This window comes from Citrobacter amalonaticus (assembly GCF_001559075.2).
In the GTDB taxonomy this organism is placed as follows: Bacteria; Pseudomonadota; Gammaproteobacteria; order Enterobacterales; family Enterobacteriaceae; genus Citrobacter_A; species Citrobacter_A amalonaticus_F.
On record NZ_CP014015.2, the window covers coordinates 2,595,374 to 2,612,547 of the forward strand.

General features: G+C 52.8%; 18 protein-coding genes. 14 read left to right on the plus strand and 4 right to left on the minus strand.

Features of this window, described 5'->3' with window-relative positions; all coding sequences use genetic code 11:
• The first annotated feature begins 211 nt into the window (after positions 1-211).
• Together exbB and exbD are read left to right on the plus strand one after the other, a co-directional pair.
• The gene (exbB, locus tag AL479_RS12610; RefSeq protein WP_042324209.1) at positions 212-946 is read left to right on the plus strand and encodes a tol-pal system-associated acyl-CoA thioesterase; all 735 of its coding nucleotides are present in this window, start codon (positions 212-214) and stop codon (positions 944-946) included.
• Between the two features lie 6 nt (positions 947-952).
• Complete coding sequence (gene exbD / locus AL479_RS12615) at positions 953-1,378, plus strand: TonB system transport protein ExbD (protein WP_042324207.1); 426 nt, start codon at positions 953-955, stop codon at positions 1,376-1,378.
• Positions 1,379-1,442: 64 nt separating this feature from the next.
• Here the strand turns inward: exbD and AL479_RS12620 are convergent, their stop codons facing one another.
• Both AL479_RS12620 and AL479_RS12625 read right to left on the minus strand, forming a co-directional pair.
• The gene (locus tag AL479_RS12620; RefSeq protein ID WP_061077974.1) at positions 1,443-1,874 is read right to left on the minus strand and encodes a hypothetical protein; all 432 of its coding nucleotides are present in this window, start codon (positions 1,872-1,874) and stop codon (positions 1,443-1,445) included.
• On the minus strand, positions 1,874-2,281 hold the full coding sequence (locus AL479_RS12625; RefSeq protein ID WP_061076293.1) for a hypothetical protein: 408 nt from the start codon (positions 2,279-2,281) through the stop codon (positions 1,874-1,876). The genes AL479_RS12620 and AL479_RS12625 overlap by 1 nt, the downstream gene beginning before the upstream one ends.
• A 104-nt stretch (positions 2,282-2,385) precedes the next feature.
• Here AL479_RS12625 and AL479_RS12630 point away from each other — a divergent pair, with 104 nt between their 5' ends.
• Positions 2,386-2,889: an ESA_00282 family adhesion-associated protein gene (locus AL479_RS12630; RefSeq protein WP_061076294.1), complete on the plus strand. Its 504-nt coding sequence runs from the start codon at positions 2,386-2,388 to the stop codon at positions 2,887-2,889.
• A 71-nt stretch (positions 2,890-2,960) separates the two neighbouring features.
• Positions 2,961-3,455: a TIGR00645 family protein gene (locus AL479_RS12635; protein ID WP_061076295.1), complete on the plus strand. Its 495-nt coding sequence runs from the start codon at positions 2,961-2,963 to the stop codon at positions 3,453-3,455.
• 43 nt (positions 3,456-3,498) lie between these two features.
• Here the strand turns inward: AL479_RS12635 and AL479_RS12640 are convergent, their stop codons facing one another.
• A complete protein-coding gene (locus tag AL479_RS12640) occupies positions 3,499-4,539 on the minus strand; it encodes an aldo/keto reductase (RefSeq protein ID WP_061076296.1) in 1,041 nt (346 codons plus the stop codon).
• 81 nt (positions 4,540-4,620) lie between these two features.
• Between AL479_RS12640 and yghX the strand changes: the two genes are divergently transcribed.
• Positions 4,621-5,508, plus strand: a complete 888-nt coding sequence (yghX, locus tag AL479_RS12645) for a YghX family hydrolase (RefSeq protein WP_061076297.1) — start codon at positions 4,621-4,623, stop codon at positions 5,506-5,508.
• 48 nt (positions 5,509-5,556) lie between these two features.
• Here yghX and AL479_RS12650 read toward each other — a convergent pair whose 3' ends face one another.
• The gene (locus AL479_RS12650; protein WP_225851834.1) at positions 5,557-7,929 is read right to left on the minus strand and encodes an autotransporter domain-containing protein; all 2,373 of its coding nucleotides are present in this window, start codon (positions 7,927-7,929) and stop codon (positions 5,557-5,559) included.
• A gap of 731 nt (positions 7,930-8,660) precedes the next feature.
• Here AL479_RS12650 and AL479_RS12655 point away from each other — a divergent pair.
• The 9 genes from AL479_RS12655 (at position 8,661) to hypA (ending at position 17,148) form a co-directional block, all read left to right on the plus strand.
• The gene (locus tag AL479_RS12655; protein ID WP_061076299.1) at positions 8,661-10,301 is read left to right on the plus strand and encodes a methyl-accepting chemotaxis protein; all 1,641 of its coding nucleotides are present in this window, start codon (positions 8,661-8,663) and stop codon (positions 10,299-10,301) included.
• 85 nt (positions 10,302-10,386) lie between these two features.
• A complete protein-coding gene (locus AL479_RS12660; RefSeq protein ID WP_061076300.1) occupies positions 10,387-10,674 on the plus strand; it encodes a DUF2623 family protein in 288 nt (95 codons plus the stop codon).
• Positions 10,675-10,863: 189 nt separating this feature from the next.
• Positions 10,864-11,982 carry a hydrogenase 2 small subunit gene (hybO, locus tag AL479_RS12665; RefSeq protein ID WP_042998143.1) on the plus strand — a complete coding sequence of 373 codons (1,119 nt, stop codon included), beginning with the start codon at positions 10,864-10,866 and terminating at the stop codon, positions 11,980-11,982.
• Positions 11,983-11,984: 2 nt separating this feature from the next.
• Entirely contained in the window at positions 11,985-12,971 is a 987-nt protein-coding gene (gene hybA, locus AL479_RS12670) for a hydrogenase 2 operon protein HybA (RefSeq protein WP_061076301.1), read from the plus strand.
• A complete protein-coding gene (hybB, locus tag AL479_RS12675; protein ID WP_061076302.1) occupies positions 12,961-14,139 on the plus strand; it encodes a Ni/Fe-hydrogenase cytochrome b subunit in 1,179 nt (392 codons plus the stop codon). The genes hybA and hybB overlap by 11 nt, the downstream gene beginning before the upstream one ends.
• Positions 14,136-15,839 (plus strand): hydrogenase 2 large subunit, encoded by a 1,704-nt coding sequence (gene hybC / locus AL479_RS12680; RefSeq protein WP_061076303.1) that lies wholly within the window; start codon positions 14,136-14,138, stop codon positions 15,837-15,839. Before hybB ends, hybC begins: the two co-directional genes overlap by 4 nt.
• Positions 15,839-16,333, plus strand: coding sequence for a HyaD/HybD family hydrogenase maturation endopeptidase (locus AL479_RS12685; protein ID WP_061076304.1), 495 nt, complete (start codon positions 15,839-15,841; stop codon positions 16,331-16,333). The genes hybC and AL479_RS12685 overlap by 1 nt, the downstream gene beginning before the upstream one ends.
• A complete protein-coding gene (gene hybE / locus AL479_RS12690; protein WP_061076305.1) occupies positions 16,326-16,814 on the plus strand; it encodes a hydrogenase-2 assembly chaperone in 489 nt (162 codons plus the stop codon). The genes AL479_RS12685 and hybE overlap by 8 nt, the downstream gene beginning before the upstream one ends.
• On the plus strand, positions 16,807-17,148 hold the full coding sequence (hypA, locus tag AL479_RS12695) for a hydrogenase maturation nickel metallochaperone HypA (RefSeq protein ID WP_042324177.1): 342 nt from the start codon (positions 16,807-16,809) through the stop codon (positions 17,146-17,148). The genes hybE and hypA overlap by 8 nt, the downstream gene beginning before the upstream one ends.
• Positions 17,149-17,174: the final 26 nt, after the last annotated feature.

The window sequence follows — 17,174 nt, forward strand, 5'->3', positions numbered from 1 at the left end:
TATCACGAATGGAAAAATGCGCATCCTCAGGAACGGGATAAAGCACAATATTTTATCAAAATCGCCTCCCGTGACGTTTTACTGCGTAAGCGCAAGGAAAAGAAACCAAAGGTGCGGCACTATGTAAATAGTAATGAGAACGACTATCAATTCGACGTCGTTTTGATATTATTACGCTCAGAATTTGTGATTTGCGTCCTGGAGATACAGAGTGGGTAATAATTTGATGCAGACGGATCTTTCCGTCTGGGGTATGTATCAGCACGCCGATATCGTGGTTAAGTGCGTGATGATTGGTCTGATTCTGGCGTCAGTGGTCACCTGGGCTATCTTCTTCAGTAAGAGCGTGGAGTTCTTCTCCCAGAAGCGTCGGCTTAAGCGCGAACAACAACTGTTGGCGGAAGCCCGCTCTCTGGATCAGGCAAGCGATATTGCAGCAAACTTTGGTGCCAAAAGCTTAAGCACCCAATTGCTCAATGAAGCGCAGAACGAACTGGAACTGTCTCAGGGCAGTGAAGACAACGAAGGGATTAAAGAGCGTACCGGTTTTCGTCTGGAGCGTCGCGTTGCGGCGGCGGGACGTCATATGGGACGCGGAAATGGCTACCTGGCGACCATTGGGGCGATTTCACCGTTTGTCGGCCTGTTCGGTACGGTCTGGGGTATCATGAACAGCTTCATTGGGATTGCGCAAACGCAGACCACTAACCTCGCCGTCGTCGCCCCCGGCATTGCAGAAGCACTGTTGGCGACAGCCATCGGTCTGGTTGCGGCCATTCCTGCAGTGGTTATCTATAACATCTTTGCCCGCCAGATTGGCGGTCTTAAAGCGATGCTGGGCGATGTGGCAGCACAGGTGCTGTTACTGCAAAGCCGCGACCTGGATCTGGATGCAAGCGCATCTGCCCATCCGGTGCGTACCGCGCAGAAATTACGTGTAGGGTAATGTTTCATGGCAATGCGTCTTAATGAAAATCTGGACGATAACGGTGAAATGCATGAAATCAACGTGACGCCGTTCATCGACGTTATGCTGGTACTGCTGATCATCTTTATGGTGGCTGCACCGCTGGCGACTGTGGATGTGAAGGTCAATCTACCTGCGTCCTCCAGTACGCCGCAACCGCGCCCGGAAAAACCGGTGTATCTGTCGGTCAAAGCGGACAACAGCATGTTTATTGGTAACGATCCGGTGACGGACGAGACCATGGTGGCAGAACTGAACGCGCTGACCGAAGGGAAGAAAGACACCACGATCTTCTTCCGTGCGGATAAAACCGTCGACTATGAAACCCTGATGAAGGTGATGGACACGCTGCATCAGGCGGGTTATCTGAAGATCGGTCTGGTCGGCGAAGAGGTCGCGAAAGCGAAATAATCGTTGTCGCCACGGGCACAATGAGAAGAAAAGCCGGGTAAGGCGTTATCGCTGCCCGGCTTTTTTATTGCCCGTCGCGCCGGGTTTGTACCTGGTGTTCATTGAGCGCAACGGTGGTGATGGTAATCGTGCGGGTATTTCCTTCGGCCAGTTTGCGCGTCAGTCGCAGCGTAGCGGTCTCACGAGCCAGCAAATGCTGCCAGGTGCTCTCCAGCCGCGCCATGATTTTATCACCCAGCGCCGGGTTCTGTTTGATAATGGCGTTGATCGTCGCGCCATAAATCTCTTCCTTCACCTGAAGCGCGTATATTTCCCGCCGGTTCTGCCATTTCAGACGAACCAGCGCCGCAGGAATAGAAGTCACTTCTTGCGCTACGCTTTCGAGGACCGCGTTTTTATTGGCGATGAGCGCGGCAAGATTCTGCTTTAAGATAAATTGATCGCTTTTATTCTCATCTAAAGCCAAATAGACATTGTTATCTTCAACATCTTTAATCATTGTTCGTCGTCCAGAGAATAGAAAAGGGGCGAGTCTTTCTCCCGGGTAATTAAATTAAGCCAAATTTCGTTGCCGTTTTCATTTATATGCGTGGTCATTTCAGAGATTATTTTACTTAAGGTCTGGGCATCGATATCGCCTTCAGCCTGTAACGCATTAATAACCCGAGCGAAAGTCTCAATTTTCGCCACTCGCTCAAGACGTTCTTTAAAATGACGGTCACGTTCTTCGAGCAGGATATTTTTAGATTGCCCGGTGGCGGTTGTGCTTATTAAGATATCGACCTCGTAATCGCTGAGGGTTGTTTTTCCCTGAGTGAAATTATCATTATTTTCTGCTGTTTCTTCCGTCTGACCTGAGGATGACAGATGAAAACGCGGTGGGACAAGGTGCTCGGGCAGCATGTCACAATATCCTTTAATATCAAATGTATAGTTATTTTTATTTGGCAGGTCGCGTTGACAATAACATGGGGTAATTTTAGAATCAAAAAAAATGGAGTCATTCTATGAACAGTATTTTTTATTCTGTCATTACCTTGCTATTGCTGACCGGCGGCGTGCTTTTATTAATGCGCGAGTTTAATAAACCGCGCAACGCTGAAGAACTGGCCTCTGCGACTCAATCAATACCGCTGACTAAAGAAGAGGGGGAGGACCATTTTTCCGCGCTGATGAATGCTATTACACCGGTATGGTACTGGCGCGTCAATCACGAATATATTGATTTCCTTCACGCAACAATAAAACGCATGACGATGGCGCAATTGAATGACACGCCAGGGCTGTTTGACGCCCAGCGACGCTGCAGCGATCTCAATTCAGCGGTGTATAAATACTACGACACGATAAAAAAACGCTGTCTCAACGGCGAAAAAGTCCCCCATTCCGATCTCGATGTGTTGAACTTACGCCAGTGCTTTCGGGAGTTTAGCGTCGAGGCGTATCCGTCGCTGGTGGCACTGGTGTGGCCCGAGTATCAGCGCCCGTGGATCAATCCCGACGAAGTTTGAGGAGGATGTTGATCTGATGTTGCACTGTTGGGATATACTGTCGCCCGGTTTTTGCTACATCACAGGAATTTATGGAACGCTTTCTCGAAAACGTTATGTATGCGTCTCGCTGGCTGCTGGCCCCGGTCTACTTTGGTTTGTCGCTGGCGCTGGTTGCGCTGGCGCTAAAATTCTTTCAGGAAATTTTTCATGTTCTGCCCAATATCTTTTCGATGGCAGAAGCTGACCTGATTCTGGTGCTGCTGTCGCTGGTGGATATGACGCTGGTCGGGGGACTGCTGGTGATGGTGATGTTTTCCGGCTATGAGAATTTCGTCTCGCAGCTTGATATCGCTGAGGGACGGGAAAAGCTGAACTGGCTGGGGAAGATGGATGCGACCTCACTGAAAAACAAAGTTGCGGCCTCGATTGTCGCCATCTCTTCCATTCATCTGTTGCGGGTATTTATGGATGCGAAAAACGTGCCGGATAACAAGCTGATGTGGTACGTCATTATCCATCTCACTTTCGTCTTGTCGGCGTTTGTGATGGGCTATCTTGACCGGTTAACTCGCCATAAGCATTGACAGAACAGGCCGGGCAGCCGTTGTCGCTACCCGGCGCTGAACGTTACTTATCGGACGATGCCTGCCAGAGGTTCAGTTGGCCGTCAGCGACATGCTTATCAATCTGTGTCAGCTCTTCTGCGGTGAACGACAGATTTTTCAACGCCTGAACGTTTTCTTCCAGTTGCTCCGGACGGCTCGCGCCAATCAGCACGGAAGTGACGCGATCGTCTTTCAGCAGCCAGCTAAGCGCCATTTGCGCCATTGACTGACCGCGCTGCTGCGCCATCTCATTCAGTAAACGCAGACTGCTGAGGTTAGCTTCCGTCAGCATATTCTCTGTCAGACCCCGCACTTTCTTCCCTTCGCGCTGCATACGTGAGCCGTCCGGGATACCGTTCAAATACTTCCCGGTGAGCAATCCCTGCGCCAGTGGCGTAAAGGCGATGCAGCCCACGCCGTTGGCTTTCAACGTATCCAGTAAACCGCTTTTATCCACCCAGCGGTTCAGCAGGTTGTAAGAAGGCTGATGGATTAGCAGCGGGATCTTCCACTCGCGTAAAAGCTCTGCCATTTTTTGCGTCCGTTCCGGCGAGTATGACGAAATGCCAACATACAGCGCCTTCCCGCTTTGCACGGCGTGCGCCAGTGCGGAGGCCGTCTCTTCCATCGGCGTGTTTTCATCCACGCGATGAGAATAGAAAATATCGACGTAATCCAGACCCATTCGCTTCAGGCTTTGATCGAGACTGGCGAGCAGATATTTACGCGAGCCGCCGGAGCCATAAGGACCTGGCCACATGTCATAACCGGCTTTGGTCGAAATGATCAGCTCATCGCGCCAGGCAGCAAAGTCTTTGCGTAGCAGGCGACCAAAGTTTTCTTCCGCGCTGCCCGGAGGCGGCCCGTAGTTGTTGGCTAAGTCAAAGTGAGTGATGCCTAAATCAAAGGCTTTTCGCAGCAGCGCGCGCTGCGAGTCGAGGGCTTGGACGTGACCGAAGCTGTGCCACAGACCGAGCGATAGCGCAGGCAGTCGGAGGCCGCTTTTACCGCAGTAGCGGTACTGCATATTCTCATAGCGGTCAGGGGAGGCGTTCCAGGACATGATGTCTCCTTTCTTGTGATGAATTTTCGAAACAGCGTTTTCATTCTATGCTTATAAAATCACAAATCCCGGAGATATGCGATGACGCGTCTGACAGCCAAAGATTTTCCGCAAGAATTACTCGATTATTATGACTACTACGCACACGGGAAAATCTCAAAACGGGAGTTCCTCAATCTCGCGGCAAAGTACGCCGTTGGCGGGGTGACGGCGCTGGCGCTGTTCAATATGCTCAAGCCCAACTATGCGCTGGCGGAACAGGTGAAATTTACCGATCCCGATATTTTGCCTGAATATATTCACTATCCGTCGCCAAACGGCCATGGCAGCGTGCGCGGCTATCTGGTGAAACCGGCCAACACAACGGGCAAGGTCCCCGCCGTGGTGGTGGTGCATGAGAACCGGGGACTGAATCCCTATATTGAAGATGTCGCAAGGCGGGTAGCAAAAGCAGGTTACATTGCGTTGGCGCCCGACGGTTTAAGCTCGGTGGGCGGGTATCCTGGAAACGATGAAGAAGGGAAGGTCTTGCAGCAGAAAGTGGATCCGACAAAGCTGATGAATGACTTTTTCGCTGCCGTCGAGTTTATGAAACAACACCCGGACGCCAGCGGCAAAGTGGGGATCACCGGATTTTGTTACGGCGGCGGAGTCTCAAATGCCGCTGCCGTGGCCTATCCGGAACTGGCGTGTGCGGTGCCGTTTTATGGCCGCCAGCCTGCCGCTGCGGATGTGCCGAAGATAAAAGCGCCGATACTGCTGCATTACGCGGCGCTGGATAAAAATATCAATGAAGGCTGGCCCGCCTATGAAGCCGCGCTGAAGGCCAACAATAAGGTCTATGAAGCCTGGGTCTATCCCGGGGTAAACCACGGATTTCATAATGATTCCACACCGCGATATGACGAGGCTGCCGCCGAATTAGCGTGGAAGCGGACACTGGAATGGTTTGATAAATATTTGAACTAACTGAAAAAATGCGCGGCAGGCGTAGCACCGCCGGGCACTCTGTCTCGCTTAGAAGCTGTAGCTCATCCCTGCCTGCACACTGGCATCGTTATCCACGTCACCTGTTCCTACATAGATACCGGTATTCACCACGAAGTTATGTGCGATGGTCGCGTTGATGCCCGCGCCAAAGATGCCCATTGTGTTGTTATGGCCCGCAGTGTTGTGATAGTCCGCTGCCTTGATGTCGGTATCATCACTGAACTCTTTCTGGAAGCGTGCGTCGATCCACGGCATGACCTGCACGTTCTTATTCAGATCGCGAATCGCTGTCGTCAGACGAATACCCGCGCCGCCGTTCCAGGAAGAAACCTGACTGTCAGAGAACGTAATCTGCTGGTCGGAGAAACCATCGGCTTTGGTTTGATCCCAACCCAGTGTGGCATAGGGTTGCAGCAGCGTGTCGCCTGGCAGCAGGATATTGACGCCGGTGCGGCCTTGCGCCATATACAGGCTGCCATTGGTCGACCCGCTCAGCGCTTCGGTCATACCGCTGGTATCGCCGGTCACATTGTTGGCTGACAGCGAGTAACGCATGTCACCGTAGCTAAAGCTGCCATCGGCAAACAGGCCCCAGTCCTTACCGTTCAGCGCCTGCTGCCATCCGCCGTACAGGCTGTAATAGTTACCGTAAACCGTGTCTTTGAAGCTATCCGCGCTGTTGCTGGTGTCCTGCACGCGACTGCGGGTCCAGGCCAGTGCGATACCACCCGTTACGCTGTCGCCGTTATCCAGATGCGTCGTCCAGTCAACGCCGCCCTGTGCGCCCTGGGTGATGCTCTTGTAATCGACATCGTTGCTGAAGTTACCATTCTGGTACAGGAAGTCGCCCCACACCTGCGCTCCGTCCTGTTGTTCGCCAAACAGGCTGGCGAGATGAACCTGATTCATATGATTGCTGATATCGTCAGCGACCTGATGGCCCGCCTGTTCCGCGGCATCCAGACCGGCAATCAGCCCCTGAACGTCGCTTGCCAGCGATCCTTTTGAACTGCTGAACAGGATATTCCAGGTCTGGCTATTCTCCGCTTTCAGCCTCGTCTGCGGTGCGGTGTCGGCGGCGACAATATCCAGACTATTGTCGTAGTTGTAGGCGCCACTACGGTTTTCAACGGACTGTTGTCCATTGGTAAACGAGGCGCCGGCATAGCTCTGTGGTGTCGAGGTGCCCGTGGTAGTGAAAGTGCCCAGCTTCAGGTTTGACTGATTCTGTGAGGAAGGGGAAATCGAGCTTACCACGACGGCATTGTTCGTACCGGTAATGGTGCCAAAATCAACAAAGCTGTCGGTACTCATATTGACGGACGCATTGCTGCCCGTGGTGCTGGCGATCAGCCTTGAACCATTTTGCAGATTCCAGGTTGTCGCATCGTTAATTGTATCGATGTTGATGTTGTTGTTACTGGTCGTATTGACCGTTTCGAACTGACTGATTTGACCGGAGACAGAACTTCCCGCGTCCATAGACAGGGTATCGCTGCCGTCGCCGCCGTTAACATTACCGCTCACGTGGGAGTTATTGGTCAGTACCAGCGTGTCATTGCCTGTCCCTGTCGTAATATCGCCGTTGACGTTCGCATTATTTTGCAGAGTGATGGTGGTATTGCCGCTGTTCGTACTGGCGTCTACATCGCCATTAATGACGCTGTTATCGACCAGAACGTTATTATTTGATTGGCCACTCAGAATGACATTACCGTTGATGACGCTGTTGTTGGTGAGAGAAAGGCGGGTGGTGCCATTTTCATTGTCTGCCCCCACATCACCGGTGACGGTACTGTGACTCATCGTCAGCGTTGTGTTGGTGGTACCGAACATCGCAACAGTGATATCACCATACGTATTAAGGTTGGTATCTTCAAATATCGTATCGTTCAGGAAGTCCGCAGCCTGGTCGGGATTTAACGCTACTCGACTCTCGGTGCCGTTTACCGTTGTATTGGTCAGTGAAATGGTCGTATCAGAATTTTCGCTACCGGCGTAAATACCGCCTTTATCCAGGGTGCTGTCGCTCATGGATATCGTTTGTGCGCCCGCGCCACCACTCATAATGCTGCCGTGCAAAACGCTGCCATTGGCAATATTGGCAGTATGATAACCGTCATCCGCCGGGTCGAGATAAATCGCTGCACCCAACATGTAATTTTTATTGTTGGGGTAGGAAATCGCATCATTTTCGCCATTTAGCGTCGAATGATTGACGGTGACAGTGGTATTGGTGGTGGTGCCGACATCACCCACTTCTATCATATCGACGGTTGCGCCGTTCATGACGGTGATATTTGCCGTACCGCCTTTGCTGCCCTGAATGTAACTGCCCGTCATATTGGTTCCGTTGACGGTTAATGACTGGGTTTCGCCCGCATTTTTATGGCCATTCATAAAAATTGAACCGGAAGTCGGGTCTGCCATCACGGCGTTTGTGACGCCAGTGTCTTGCTGATAAACATTAATCCCGCTGGCCGTTGCCGCTCTTAAGCCACAGGTTTGTGAGGTATTTCCCTCAGTGCAGGTCGAGTTGGTTGAGGCTAAAGCATGAGTACTAAATGAGGCTAAAGCGACTAAAACACATTGCGACAACACTGTGCGGTTCATTAATTTGCGCATTTTTTATTCCATTAAACGTAGGGAGTGAATTTGATCTCTTTTTAATGGAAATAATCGCGATTAAGAAACATCTTAAGCTGTGTTGATGTAATAAAGTCTAAAATTGGACTGAAAAAATATCATGCGTGATGGCTATTTAAATTAATTAATTCACATGATTACATTTTTTCTATCAATGCAACTGTGCACTTAGCGGACAAATTATTAGTGTTTTATCCAAAATTGGACAACATTCATAGATGCTACCATTCAGAATGGCATGCCTCATTCGGGATGGGTAAATAATTTGCTGAGTCAGTGTTTTACATTTCAACATTCCCTGAAAAAAATAAACACGTAATTTCCAGAGGGATTTTCATCTTCTGAGCATCTGTTTCCTGGGAAATGAAAGGGATCGAAAATTTTTATAAAAATACCTACGAAAGATTATAACTTCGCCCGTTTCTGCCGATAACGAGGTTAAGACTCGCCTCTGGGCGACTTTTCCCTAACGGCAAGGAACATATATGTACATACTGCGTAATTTCACCATTCGGGCCGTCATGCTGACGATCCTGGGTATTTTCTGTTTAATGTGGGTGGGTGTGGGTCTGTACAGCACCTGGTCTCTTTCCCGTGTCGCTGAAGGCAACGAAGTCGATCGCCATCTTGTTCGCCAGATGACGGTGCTCAGCCAGGGCAACGATCAGTATTTCCGCTTTGTTACCCGTCTCAGTCGCGCGATGGAACTGAAAGCCAGCGGCGGCACGCCGGATTTCGCTCCCGTGCAGCAGGCGCTGGATAACATGAGCAAAAATCTGCAAGAGATGAAAACTCTTTCGCCGGGCCCGATGGATCCCGAGGTGTCTGCCGCCGTGCTGGCAAGCTGGCAGGATCTGCTTGATAAGGGTGTCACGCCGCAAATGCAGCTGGCGCAACAGGGTACCCAGAGTGCCTGGAGCGAGCAGGCAAACAAGGTGACGCCGGTATTGAGCCGGGCGTTTGGTGCCAGTGCGGAACGTTTTAATAAAACTGCAGGCGTCATGCTGGATCAAACCCGCGTGATGGTGGATGGCAAAACGTCGATCATCCGTACGCTGATCATCGGTGCGGTGATCCTGGGGATCGCGATCCTCTTCTTCACCGATCGCTATCTGGTGACCATGCTGGTGAAACCGCTGGCGCGGATCCGCCAGCAGTTTCGCCAGATAGCTCAGGGCGATCTCAGTCAGCCGATTGACGATATTGGCCGCAACTGCGTCGGCCAGCTAGTGCCTTTATTACGGGCGATGCAGGACAGCCTGCGTGACGCGGTGAACACGATCCGCTCTGGCAGCGACAATATCTGGCGCGGCGCGACTGAAATCTCCAGCGGCAACAACGATCTTTCGTCGCGAACGGAAGAGCAGGCCGCGGCGCTGGAGGAGACCGCTGCCAGCATGGAGCAGCTCACCGCAACGGTGAAACTGAATGCGGATAACGCCCGTCAGGCAAGTCTTCTGGCTGATGCGGCATCACGCACGGCAGGAAAAGGCGGTTCGCTGGTGTCCGAAGTGGTCGAGACCATGGACGGGATTTCCGCCAGCTCGAAGCAGATTGCGGAAATAACGACCGTCATCAATAGCATTGCCTTCCAGACCAATATTCTTGCATTGAACGCTGCGGTCGAAGCGGCGCGTGCGGGTGAGCAAGGGCGTGGTTTTGCCGTCGTCGCCGGTGAAGTGCGTAATCTGGCAAGCCGCAGTGCGAATGCGGCAAAAGAGATTGAAACACTGATTGCCGAATCCGTGCGTCGCGTCGACCACGGCGCGGTGCTGGTGAAGGATACCGGCTCAACGATGGAGGCGATCCTGCGTGGCGTGACGGAAGTCGACACCATCATGAAACAAATTGCCTCGGCGTCTGAAGAACAGAGCAAAGGGATTTCTCAGGTCGGCGTCGCGATTACTCAAATGGATGGCGTTACGCAGCAAAACGCCGCGCTAGTGGAGCAGGTTTCCGCCGCCGCCGCAGCGCTGGAGAGACAGACGGAAGATTTACAACGTTCCGTACAACAGTTCCGGTTGTCGCAAAATGACACGCCCAATCTCCCCGCCAAAAGTGTGGCGCCCGCCGGTCAACGCCGCACGGAAACCGCTGCGCCAGGCGATGAGTGGGTGGCGTTCTAAGGGAGAGTAAAAAAGTCGCTGAACCCTCTGGCCTTTGTTTAAAAGATCGCTATATAATTTATTATATAGCGATTGAGGAGGGGTCATGAATAATCATTTTGGCAAGGGCCTGATGGCCGGATTAAGCGCCACGCAAGCGGACAGCGCTCGCAATGTGGTGGATTTTTGCTCGGATTATAAGCGCGGATTTGTATTAGGATTCTCGCATCGCATGTTTGAAAAAACCGGCGACAGACAACTCAGCGCCTGGGAGGCAGGGATCCTGACGCGGCGTTATGGGCTGGATAAAGAAATGGTGATGGACTTCTTTCGGGAAAATCAATCCAGCACCACAATTCGCTTTTTCATGGCGGGTTATCGACTCGAAGGTTGATCCAAAGGGGGTATTATCTTGCTTTAATTAATTACACTAGCCGCTACTCCCTTCGTTTTAGTATTCCCTCGCAGTATCATAGGCTACATAACCATAACAAAAGTGTGGTAAATGGCGCACCGATCGCAGTTACGGTTTTGCGATTGATGCAAAATAAGAGCCAGGTCTTCGTAACGGAATAACTATAAAATGACTGGAGATAACACTCTCATTAATTCCCATGGCGTTAACCGCCGTGATTTCATGAAGCTTTGTGCAGCACTCGCCGCCACGATGGGGCTCAGTAGCAAAGCCGCCGCCGAAATGGCTGAATCGGTATCCCGTCCGCAGCGCCCACCGGTTGTCTGGATTGGTGCTCAGGAATGCACGGGTTGTACCGAATCCCTCCTTCGCGCGACCCACCCCACGGTAGAAAACCTTGTTCTGGAGACCATCTCTCTGGAATATCATGAGGTACTTTCCGCTGCCTTCGGCCACCAGGTTGAAGAGAACAAACACAATGCGCTCGAGAAGTACAAAGGGCAGTATGTGTTGGTCGTTGATGGTTCCATCCCCTTAAAAGATAACGGTATTTACTGCATGGTTGCCGGTGAGCCGATTGTGGATCATATCCGCAAAGCGGCAGAAGGTGCGGCAGCGATTATCGCTATCGGTTCCTGTGCCGCATGGGGTGGTGTTGCCGCTGCCGGCGTGAACCCGACCGGTGCGGTTGGCCTGCAGGAAGTTCTGCCAGGTAAAACCATCATCAACATTCCGGGCTGCCCGCCGAACCCGCATAACTTCCTGGCGACCGTCGCCCATATCATCACCTGGGGCAAACCGCCGAAGCTGGATGCGAAAAACCGTCCGACCTTCGCCTATGGCCGCCTGATTCACGAACACTGCGAACGTCGTCCGCACTTCGATGCCGGTCGCTTCGCGAAAGAGTTCGGCGATGAAGGTCACCGCGAAGGCTGGTGCCTCTACCACCTCGGCTGTAAAGGGCCAGAAACCTGGGGCAACTGCTCCACACTGCAATTCTGCGACGTTGGCGGCGTCTGGCCGGTGGCGATTGGTCACCCATGCTACGGCTGCAACGAAGAAGGCGTTGGTTTCCATAAGGGCATTCACCAACTTGCTCACGTGGAAAATCAGACACCCCGCTCCGAAAAACCTGATGTGAACATGAAAGAGGGCGGCAACATTTCTGCCGGCGCTATCGGGTTGCTTGGCGGCGTTGTCGGTCTGGTGGCCGGCGTCAGCGTGATGGCGGTACGTGAACTGGGGCGTCAGCAAAAGAAAGATAACGCTGACTCACGGGGAGAATAACCGTGAACAGACGTAACTTTATCAAAGCAGCCTCCGGCGGGGCGTTGCTGTTAGGCGCTGCGCCGTCTATCAGCCACGCGGCTGCAGAAAATCGCCCGCCCATCCCCGGTTCTCTGGGTATGTTGTATGACTCGACGCTGTGCGTGGGCTGTCAGGCCTGTGTGACCAAGTGTCAGGATATCAACTTCCCGATGCGTAACCCGGAAGGGGAGCAGACCTGGTCGAACAACGACAAACTGTCGCCGTATACCAATAACATCATTCAGGTGTGGCGTAGCGGCACGGGCGTCAATAAAGATCAGGAAGAGAACGGCTATGCCTACATCAAGAAACAGTGTATGCACTGCGTCGATCCCAACTGCGTTTCTGTCTGCCCGGTTTCCGCGCTGAAAAAAGATCCGAAAACCGGCATCGTTCATTACAACAAAGACGTTTGTACCGGCTGCCGTTACTGCATGGTTGCCTGTCCGTACAACGTGCCGAAGTATGACTACAACAACCCGTTTGGTGCGCTTCACAAATGTGAATTGTGTAACCAGAAAGGCGTTGAGCGTCTTGATAAGGGTGGCTTGCCTGGCTGTGTTGAGGTTTGTCCTGCCGGGGCGGTCATTTTTGGTACCCGTGAAGAGTTGATGGCCGAGGCGCAAAAACGTCTGGCGCTGAAGCCTGGCAGCGAATATCACTATCCGCGTCAGACGGTGAAAGCAGGTGATACCTATCTGCATACGGTACCGAAGTACTATCCGCATCTTTACGGTGAAAAAGAGGGCGGTGGGACTCAGGTGCTGGTACTGACAGGTGTTCCTTACGAGAATCTGGATCTGCCGAAGCTGGATGAGATTTCAACCGGCGCGCGTTCCGAACATGTTCAACACACCCTGTATAAAGGCATGATGCTACCACTGGCCGTGCTGGCGGGCTTGACCGTGCTGGTTCGTCGTAATACCAAAAACGACCATCACGACGGAGGAGACGATCATGAGTCATGATCCTAAACCGCTGGGCGGCAAAATTATCAGCAAACCGGTCATCATCTTCGGGCCGTTAATCATCCTCTGTATGCTCCTGATCGTGAAGCGTCTGGTATTTGGATTGGGGTCTGTCTCCGATCTGAACGGCGGTTTCCCGTGGGGCGTCTGGATTGCCTTTGACCTGTTAATCGGCACCGGCTTTGCCTGTGGTGGTTGGGCGTTGGCGTGGGCGGTGTATGTCTTCAACCGGGGACAATACCATCCGCTGGTGCGTCCGGCGCTGCTGGCGAGTCTGTTTGGTTATTCTCTGGGTGGCTTGTCAATCACCATTGATGTGGGTCGTTACTGGAACCTGCCGTACTTCTACATTCCGGGTCACTTCAACGTGAACTCGGTGCTGTTCGAGACGGCGGTCTGTATGACCATCTACATTGGGGTGATGGCACTGGAATTTGCCCCTGCGCTGTTTGAACGTCTGGGCTGGAAGGTGTCGCTGAAACGCCTGAACAAGCTGATGTTCTTCATCATCGCCCTCGGTGCGCTGCTGCCAACTATGCACCAGTCCTCAATGGGCTCGCTGATGATCTCGGCAGGCTACAAGGTGCATCCGCTGTGGCAAAGCTATGAAATGTTGCCGCTGTTCTCGGTGTTGACCGCCTTTATTATGGGCTTCTCGATCGTCATCTTTGAAGGCTCGCTGGTTCAGGCGGGTCTGAAAGGAAACGGTCCGGATGAGAAGAACCTGTTCATCAAGTTGACGAACACCATCAGTGTGATGCTGGCGATCTTTGTCGTGCTGCGCTTTGGTGAGCTGATTTACCGGGACAAGCTGTCGTATGCCTTTGCAGGCGATTTCTACTCAGCAATGTTCTGGCTTGAAGTCGTGCTGATGGTATTCCCGATAGTGGTGCTGCGCGTTGCGAAGTGGCGTTTTGACTCCCGTATGCTGTACCTGTCTGCGCTCAGTGCGCTGTTGGGTTGTGCTGCATGGCGTCTGTCCTATTCGCTGGTGGCATTCAATCCAGGCGGTGGCTACCACTACTTCCCGACCTGGGAAGAACTGTTGATTTCTATTGGTTTTGTGGCTATTGAGATTTGCGCTTATATCGTACTCATTCGTCTACTGCCGATACTTCCTCCTTTAAAACAAAACGATCACAATCGTCATGAGGCGAGCAAAGCATGAGCCAGAGAATTACTATTGATCCCGTAACCCGTATTGAGGGGCACTTACGTATCGATTGCGAAATCGAAAACGGCGTTGTTTCAAAAGCATGGGCTTCCGGCACCATGTGGCGCGGTATGGAAGAGATCGTGAAGAATCGCGATCCGCGTGACGCGTGGATGATTGTGCAGCGTATTTGTGGCGTTTGTACGACCACGCACGCGATCGCCTCCGTTCGTGCGGCAGAAAGCGCGCTGAACATCGACGTTCCGGTCAACGCTCAGTATATCCGTAACATCATTCTGTCGGCGCATACGACTCATGACCATATCGTTCACTTCTACCAGCTTTCGGCGCTGGACTGGGTGGATATTACCTCGGCGCTGAAAGCCGATCCGGCAAAAGCGTCAGCGATGCTGAACGGCGTGTCGACCTGGCATCTGAACAGTGCGGAAGAGTTCACGAAGGTTCAGAACAAGATCAAAGACCTGGTTGCCAGCGGCCAGTTGGGGATTTTCGCCAACGGTTACTGGGGACACCCGGCGATGAAACTGCCGCCGGAAGTGAACCTGATTGCGGTAGCTCACTATCTACAGGCGCTGGAATGTCAGCGTGATGCTAACCGCGTAGTGGCGCTGCTGGGCGGTAAAACACCGCACATCCAGAACCTGGCGGTGGGTGGCGTTGCCAACCCGATCAACCTCGATGGTCTGGGCGTGTTGAACCTGGAACGCCTGATGTACATCAAGTCCTTCATCGACAAACTGAGCGACTTTGTTGAACAGGTTTACAAGGTGGATACCGCGGTGATCGCGGCGTTTTATCCGGACTGGCTGGAGCATGGTAAAGGGGCGGTTAACTATCTGGCTGCGCCGGAATTCCCGACTGACGGGAAGAACGGCAGCTTCCTGTTCCCGGGCGGCTATATCGAGAATGCGGATCTGTCGAGCTATCGCCCGATCTCTTCTCACTCCGACGAGTACCTGATCAAAGGGATCCAGGAGAGCGCCAAGCACGCCTGGTATAAAGACGAAGCTCCGCAGGCACCGTGGGAAGGGACGACCATTCCGGAATATAACGGCTGGTCGGATGATGGCAAATATTCATGGGTGAAATCCCCGACCTTCTACGGTAAAACCGTCGAAGTGGGTCCGCTGGCGAACATGCTGGTTAAACTGGCGTCCGGACGTGAGGCCACGAAGGCGAAACTGAATGAAATCATTGCGATTTATCAGAAGCTGACGGGCAAAACGCTGGAAGTGGCGCAGTTGCACTCTACGCTGGGTCGCATTATTGGGCGTACCGTTCACTGCTGCGAACTACAGGGTATCCTGCAGAATCAGTACAGTGCGCTGATTGCCAATATCGGCAAAGGTGATCACACCACGTTCGTGAAACCGAATATTCCGGCAACGGGTGAATTCAAAGGCGTTGGTTTCCTTGAAGCGCCGCGCGGGATGCTCTCTCACTGGATGGTGATTAAAGACGGCATTATCAGCAACTACCAGGCGGTAGTACCGTCAACCTGGAACTCCGGTCCGCGTAACTTCAACGATGACGTCGGTCCGTACGAACAGTCGCTGGTCGGTACGCCGATTGCCGATCCGGAAAAACCGCTGGAAGTGGTACGTACTATTCACTCCTTCGACCCTTGTATGGCGTGTGCGGTGCACGTTGTTGACGCTGACGGGAACGAAGTTGTCTCTGTGAAGGTTCTGTAATGCGGATTTTAGTCTTAGGGGTCGGCAATATTTTGCTGACCGATGAAGCCATCGGCGTTCGTATCGTTGAAGCCTTAGAGCAGCGATACGAATTGCCGGATTTCGTTGAAATCCTCGATGGCGGTACGGCGGGTATGGAGTTGCTCGGCGACATGGCGAACCGGGATCATCTGATCATCGCGGACGCCATTGTCTCGAGAAAAAACGCCCCGGGTACGCTGATGATCCTGCGGGATGATGAAGTGCCGGCGCTGTTTACCAACAAAATCTCCCCGCACCAGCTGGGCCTGGCCGACGTTCTGTCGGCCCTTCGCTTTACCGGCGAGTTTCCGAAAAAACTGACGCTAATTGGCGTCATTCCGGAATCGCTGGAGCCGAATATTGGCTTAACGCCAACGGTTGAAGCGATGATTGAACCTGCGCTTGCGCAGGTTCTGGCTGCGCTGCGTGAGTCGGGCGTTGAAGCGATCCCACGGGAGGCGTCGCATGTCTGAGGAGATTTCCGGGTTCCAGACTGCTCCGAAAGCACAGGTTCAGGCTGCGTTTGAAGCGATTGCGCAGCGTTCAATGCACGATCTGTCCTTTCTGCATCCTGATATGCCAGTGTATGTCTCTGACTTTACGCTGTTTGAAGGGCAGTGGACGGGATGCGTGATTACGCCGTGGATGCTGAGCGCGCTGATTTTCCCAGGGCCAGACCAGCTCTGGCCGGTGCGTAAAGTCAGTGAAAAGCTTGGGTTGCGTCTGCCGTATGGCACAATGACGTTCACGGTGGGTGAGCTGGATGGTGTATCGCAATACCTCTCTTGTTCCCTGATGTCGCCGCTCAATCACAGCCTGTCGGCGCAAGAGGGCGTGCGTCTGGCCGATGACTGCGCGCGCATGCTGCTGTCGCTGCCGGTCAGCGATCCGGATGCGCCGCAGACAAGCCGTCGCGCGTTGCTGTTTGGGCGTCGGGGTTTGCAGAATGCATGAGCTGTCTCTTTGCCAGAGTGCGGTTGAAATCATTCAACAGCAGGCTGAGCAGCATGGCGTAAAGCGCGTCACCGGCGTGTGGCTGGAGATTGGCGCGCTGTCCTGTGTCGAAGAGAGCGCGGTACGTTTTAGTTTTGACATTGTCTGCCAGGGGACGGTGGCGCAAGGCTGTGAATTGCACATCGATTACAAACCGGCACAGGCATGGTGCTGGGATTGCAGTCAGGCGGTTGAAATCACCCAGCACGATGCGCAATGTCCGCGTTGTCATGGCGACCGACTGCGCGTTGATACCGGCGATTCGCTGAAAGTGAAAAGTATTGAAGTTGAATAAACCATGATGTGACATGGGGCGGAGTC

Excerpts from the sequence above, each read along its gene's own strand:
- AL479_RS12660 (WP_061076300.1), top strand. The coding sequence starts at position 10,387 with ATGAATAATCATTTTGGCAAGGGCCTGATGGCCGGATTAAGCGCCACG.
- AL479_RS12685 (WP_061076304.1), top strand. The coding sequence starts at position 15,839 with ATGCGGATTTTAGTCTTAGGGGTCGGCAATATTTTGCTGACCGATGAA.
- hybB (WP_061076302.1), top strand. The coding sequence starts at position 12,961 with ATGAGTCATGATCCTAAACCGCTGGGCGGCAAAATTATCAGCAAACCG.
- hybE (WP_061076305.1), top strand. The coding sequence starts at position 16,326 with ATGTCTGAGGAGATTTCCGGGTTCCAGACTGCTCCGAAAGCACAGGTT.
- yghX (WP_061076297.1), top strand. The coding sequence starts at position 4,621 with ATGACGCGTCTGACAGCCAAAGATTTTCCGCAAGAATTACTCGATTAT.
- AL479_RS12640 (WP_061076296.1), bottom strand. The coding sequence starts at position 4,539 with ATGTCCTGGAACGCCTCCCCTGACCGCTATGAGAATATGCAGTACCGC.
- exbD (WP_042324207.1), top strand. The coding sequence starts at position 953 with ATGGCAATGCGTCTTAATGAAAATCTGGACGATAACGGTGAAATGCAT.
- hypA (WP_042324177.1), top strand. The coding sequence starts at position 16,807 with ATGCATGAGCTGTCTCTTTGCCAGAGTGCGGTTGAAATCATTCAACAG.
- hybO (WP_042998143.1), top strand. The coding sequence starts at position 10,864 with ATGACTGGAGATAACACTCTCATTAATTCCCATGGCGTTAACCGCCGT.
- AL479_RS12650 (WP_225851834.1), bottom strand. The coding sequence starts at position 7,929 with ATGAATGGCCATAAAAATGCGGGCGAAACCCAGTCATTAACCGTCAAC.
- AL479_RS12655 (WP_061076299.1), top strand. The coding sequence starts at position 8,661 with ATGTACATACTGCGTAATTTCACCATTCGGGCCGTCATGCTGACGATC.
- hybC (WP_061076303.1), top strand. The coding sequence starts at position 14,136 with ATGAGCCAGAGAATTACTATTGATCCCGTAACCCGTATTGAGGGGCAC.
- AL479_RS12630 (WP_061076294.1), top strand. The coding sequence starts at position 2,386 with ATGAACAGTATTTTTTATTCTGTCATTACCTTGCTATTGCTGACCGGC.
- AL479_RS12625 (WP_061076293.1), bottom strand. The coding sequence starts at position 2,281 with ATGCTGCCCGAGCACCTTGTCCCACCGCGTTTTCATCTGTCATCCTCA.
- AL479_RS12635 (WP_061076295.1), top strand. The coding sequence starts at position 2,961 with ATGGAACGCTTTCTCGAAAACGTTATGTATGCGTCTCGCTGGCTGCTG.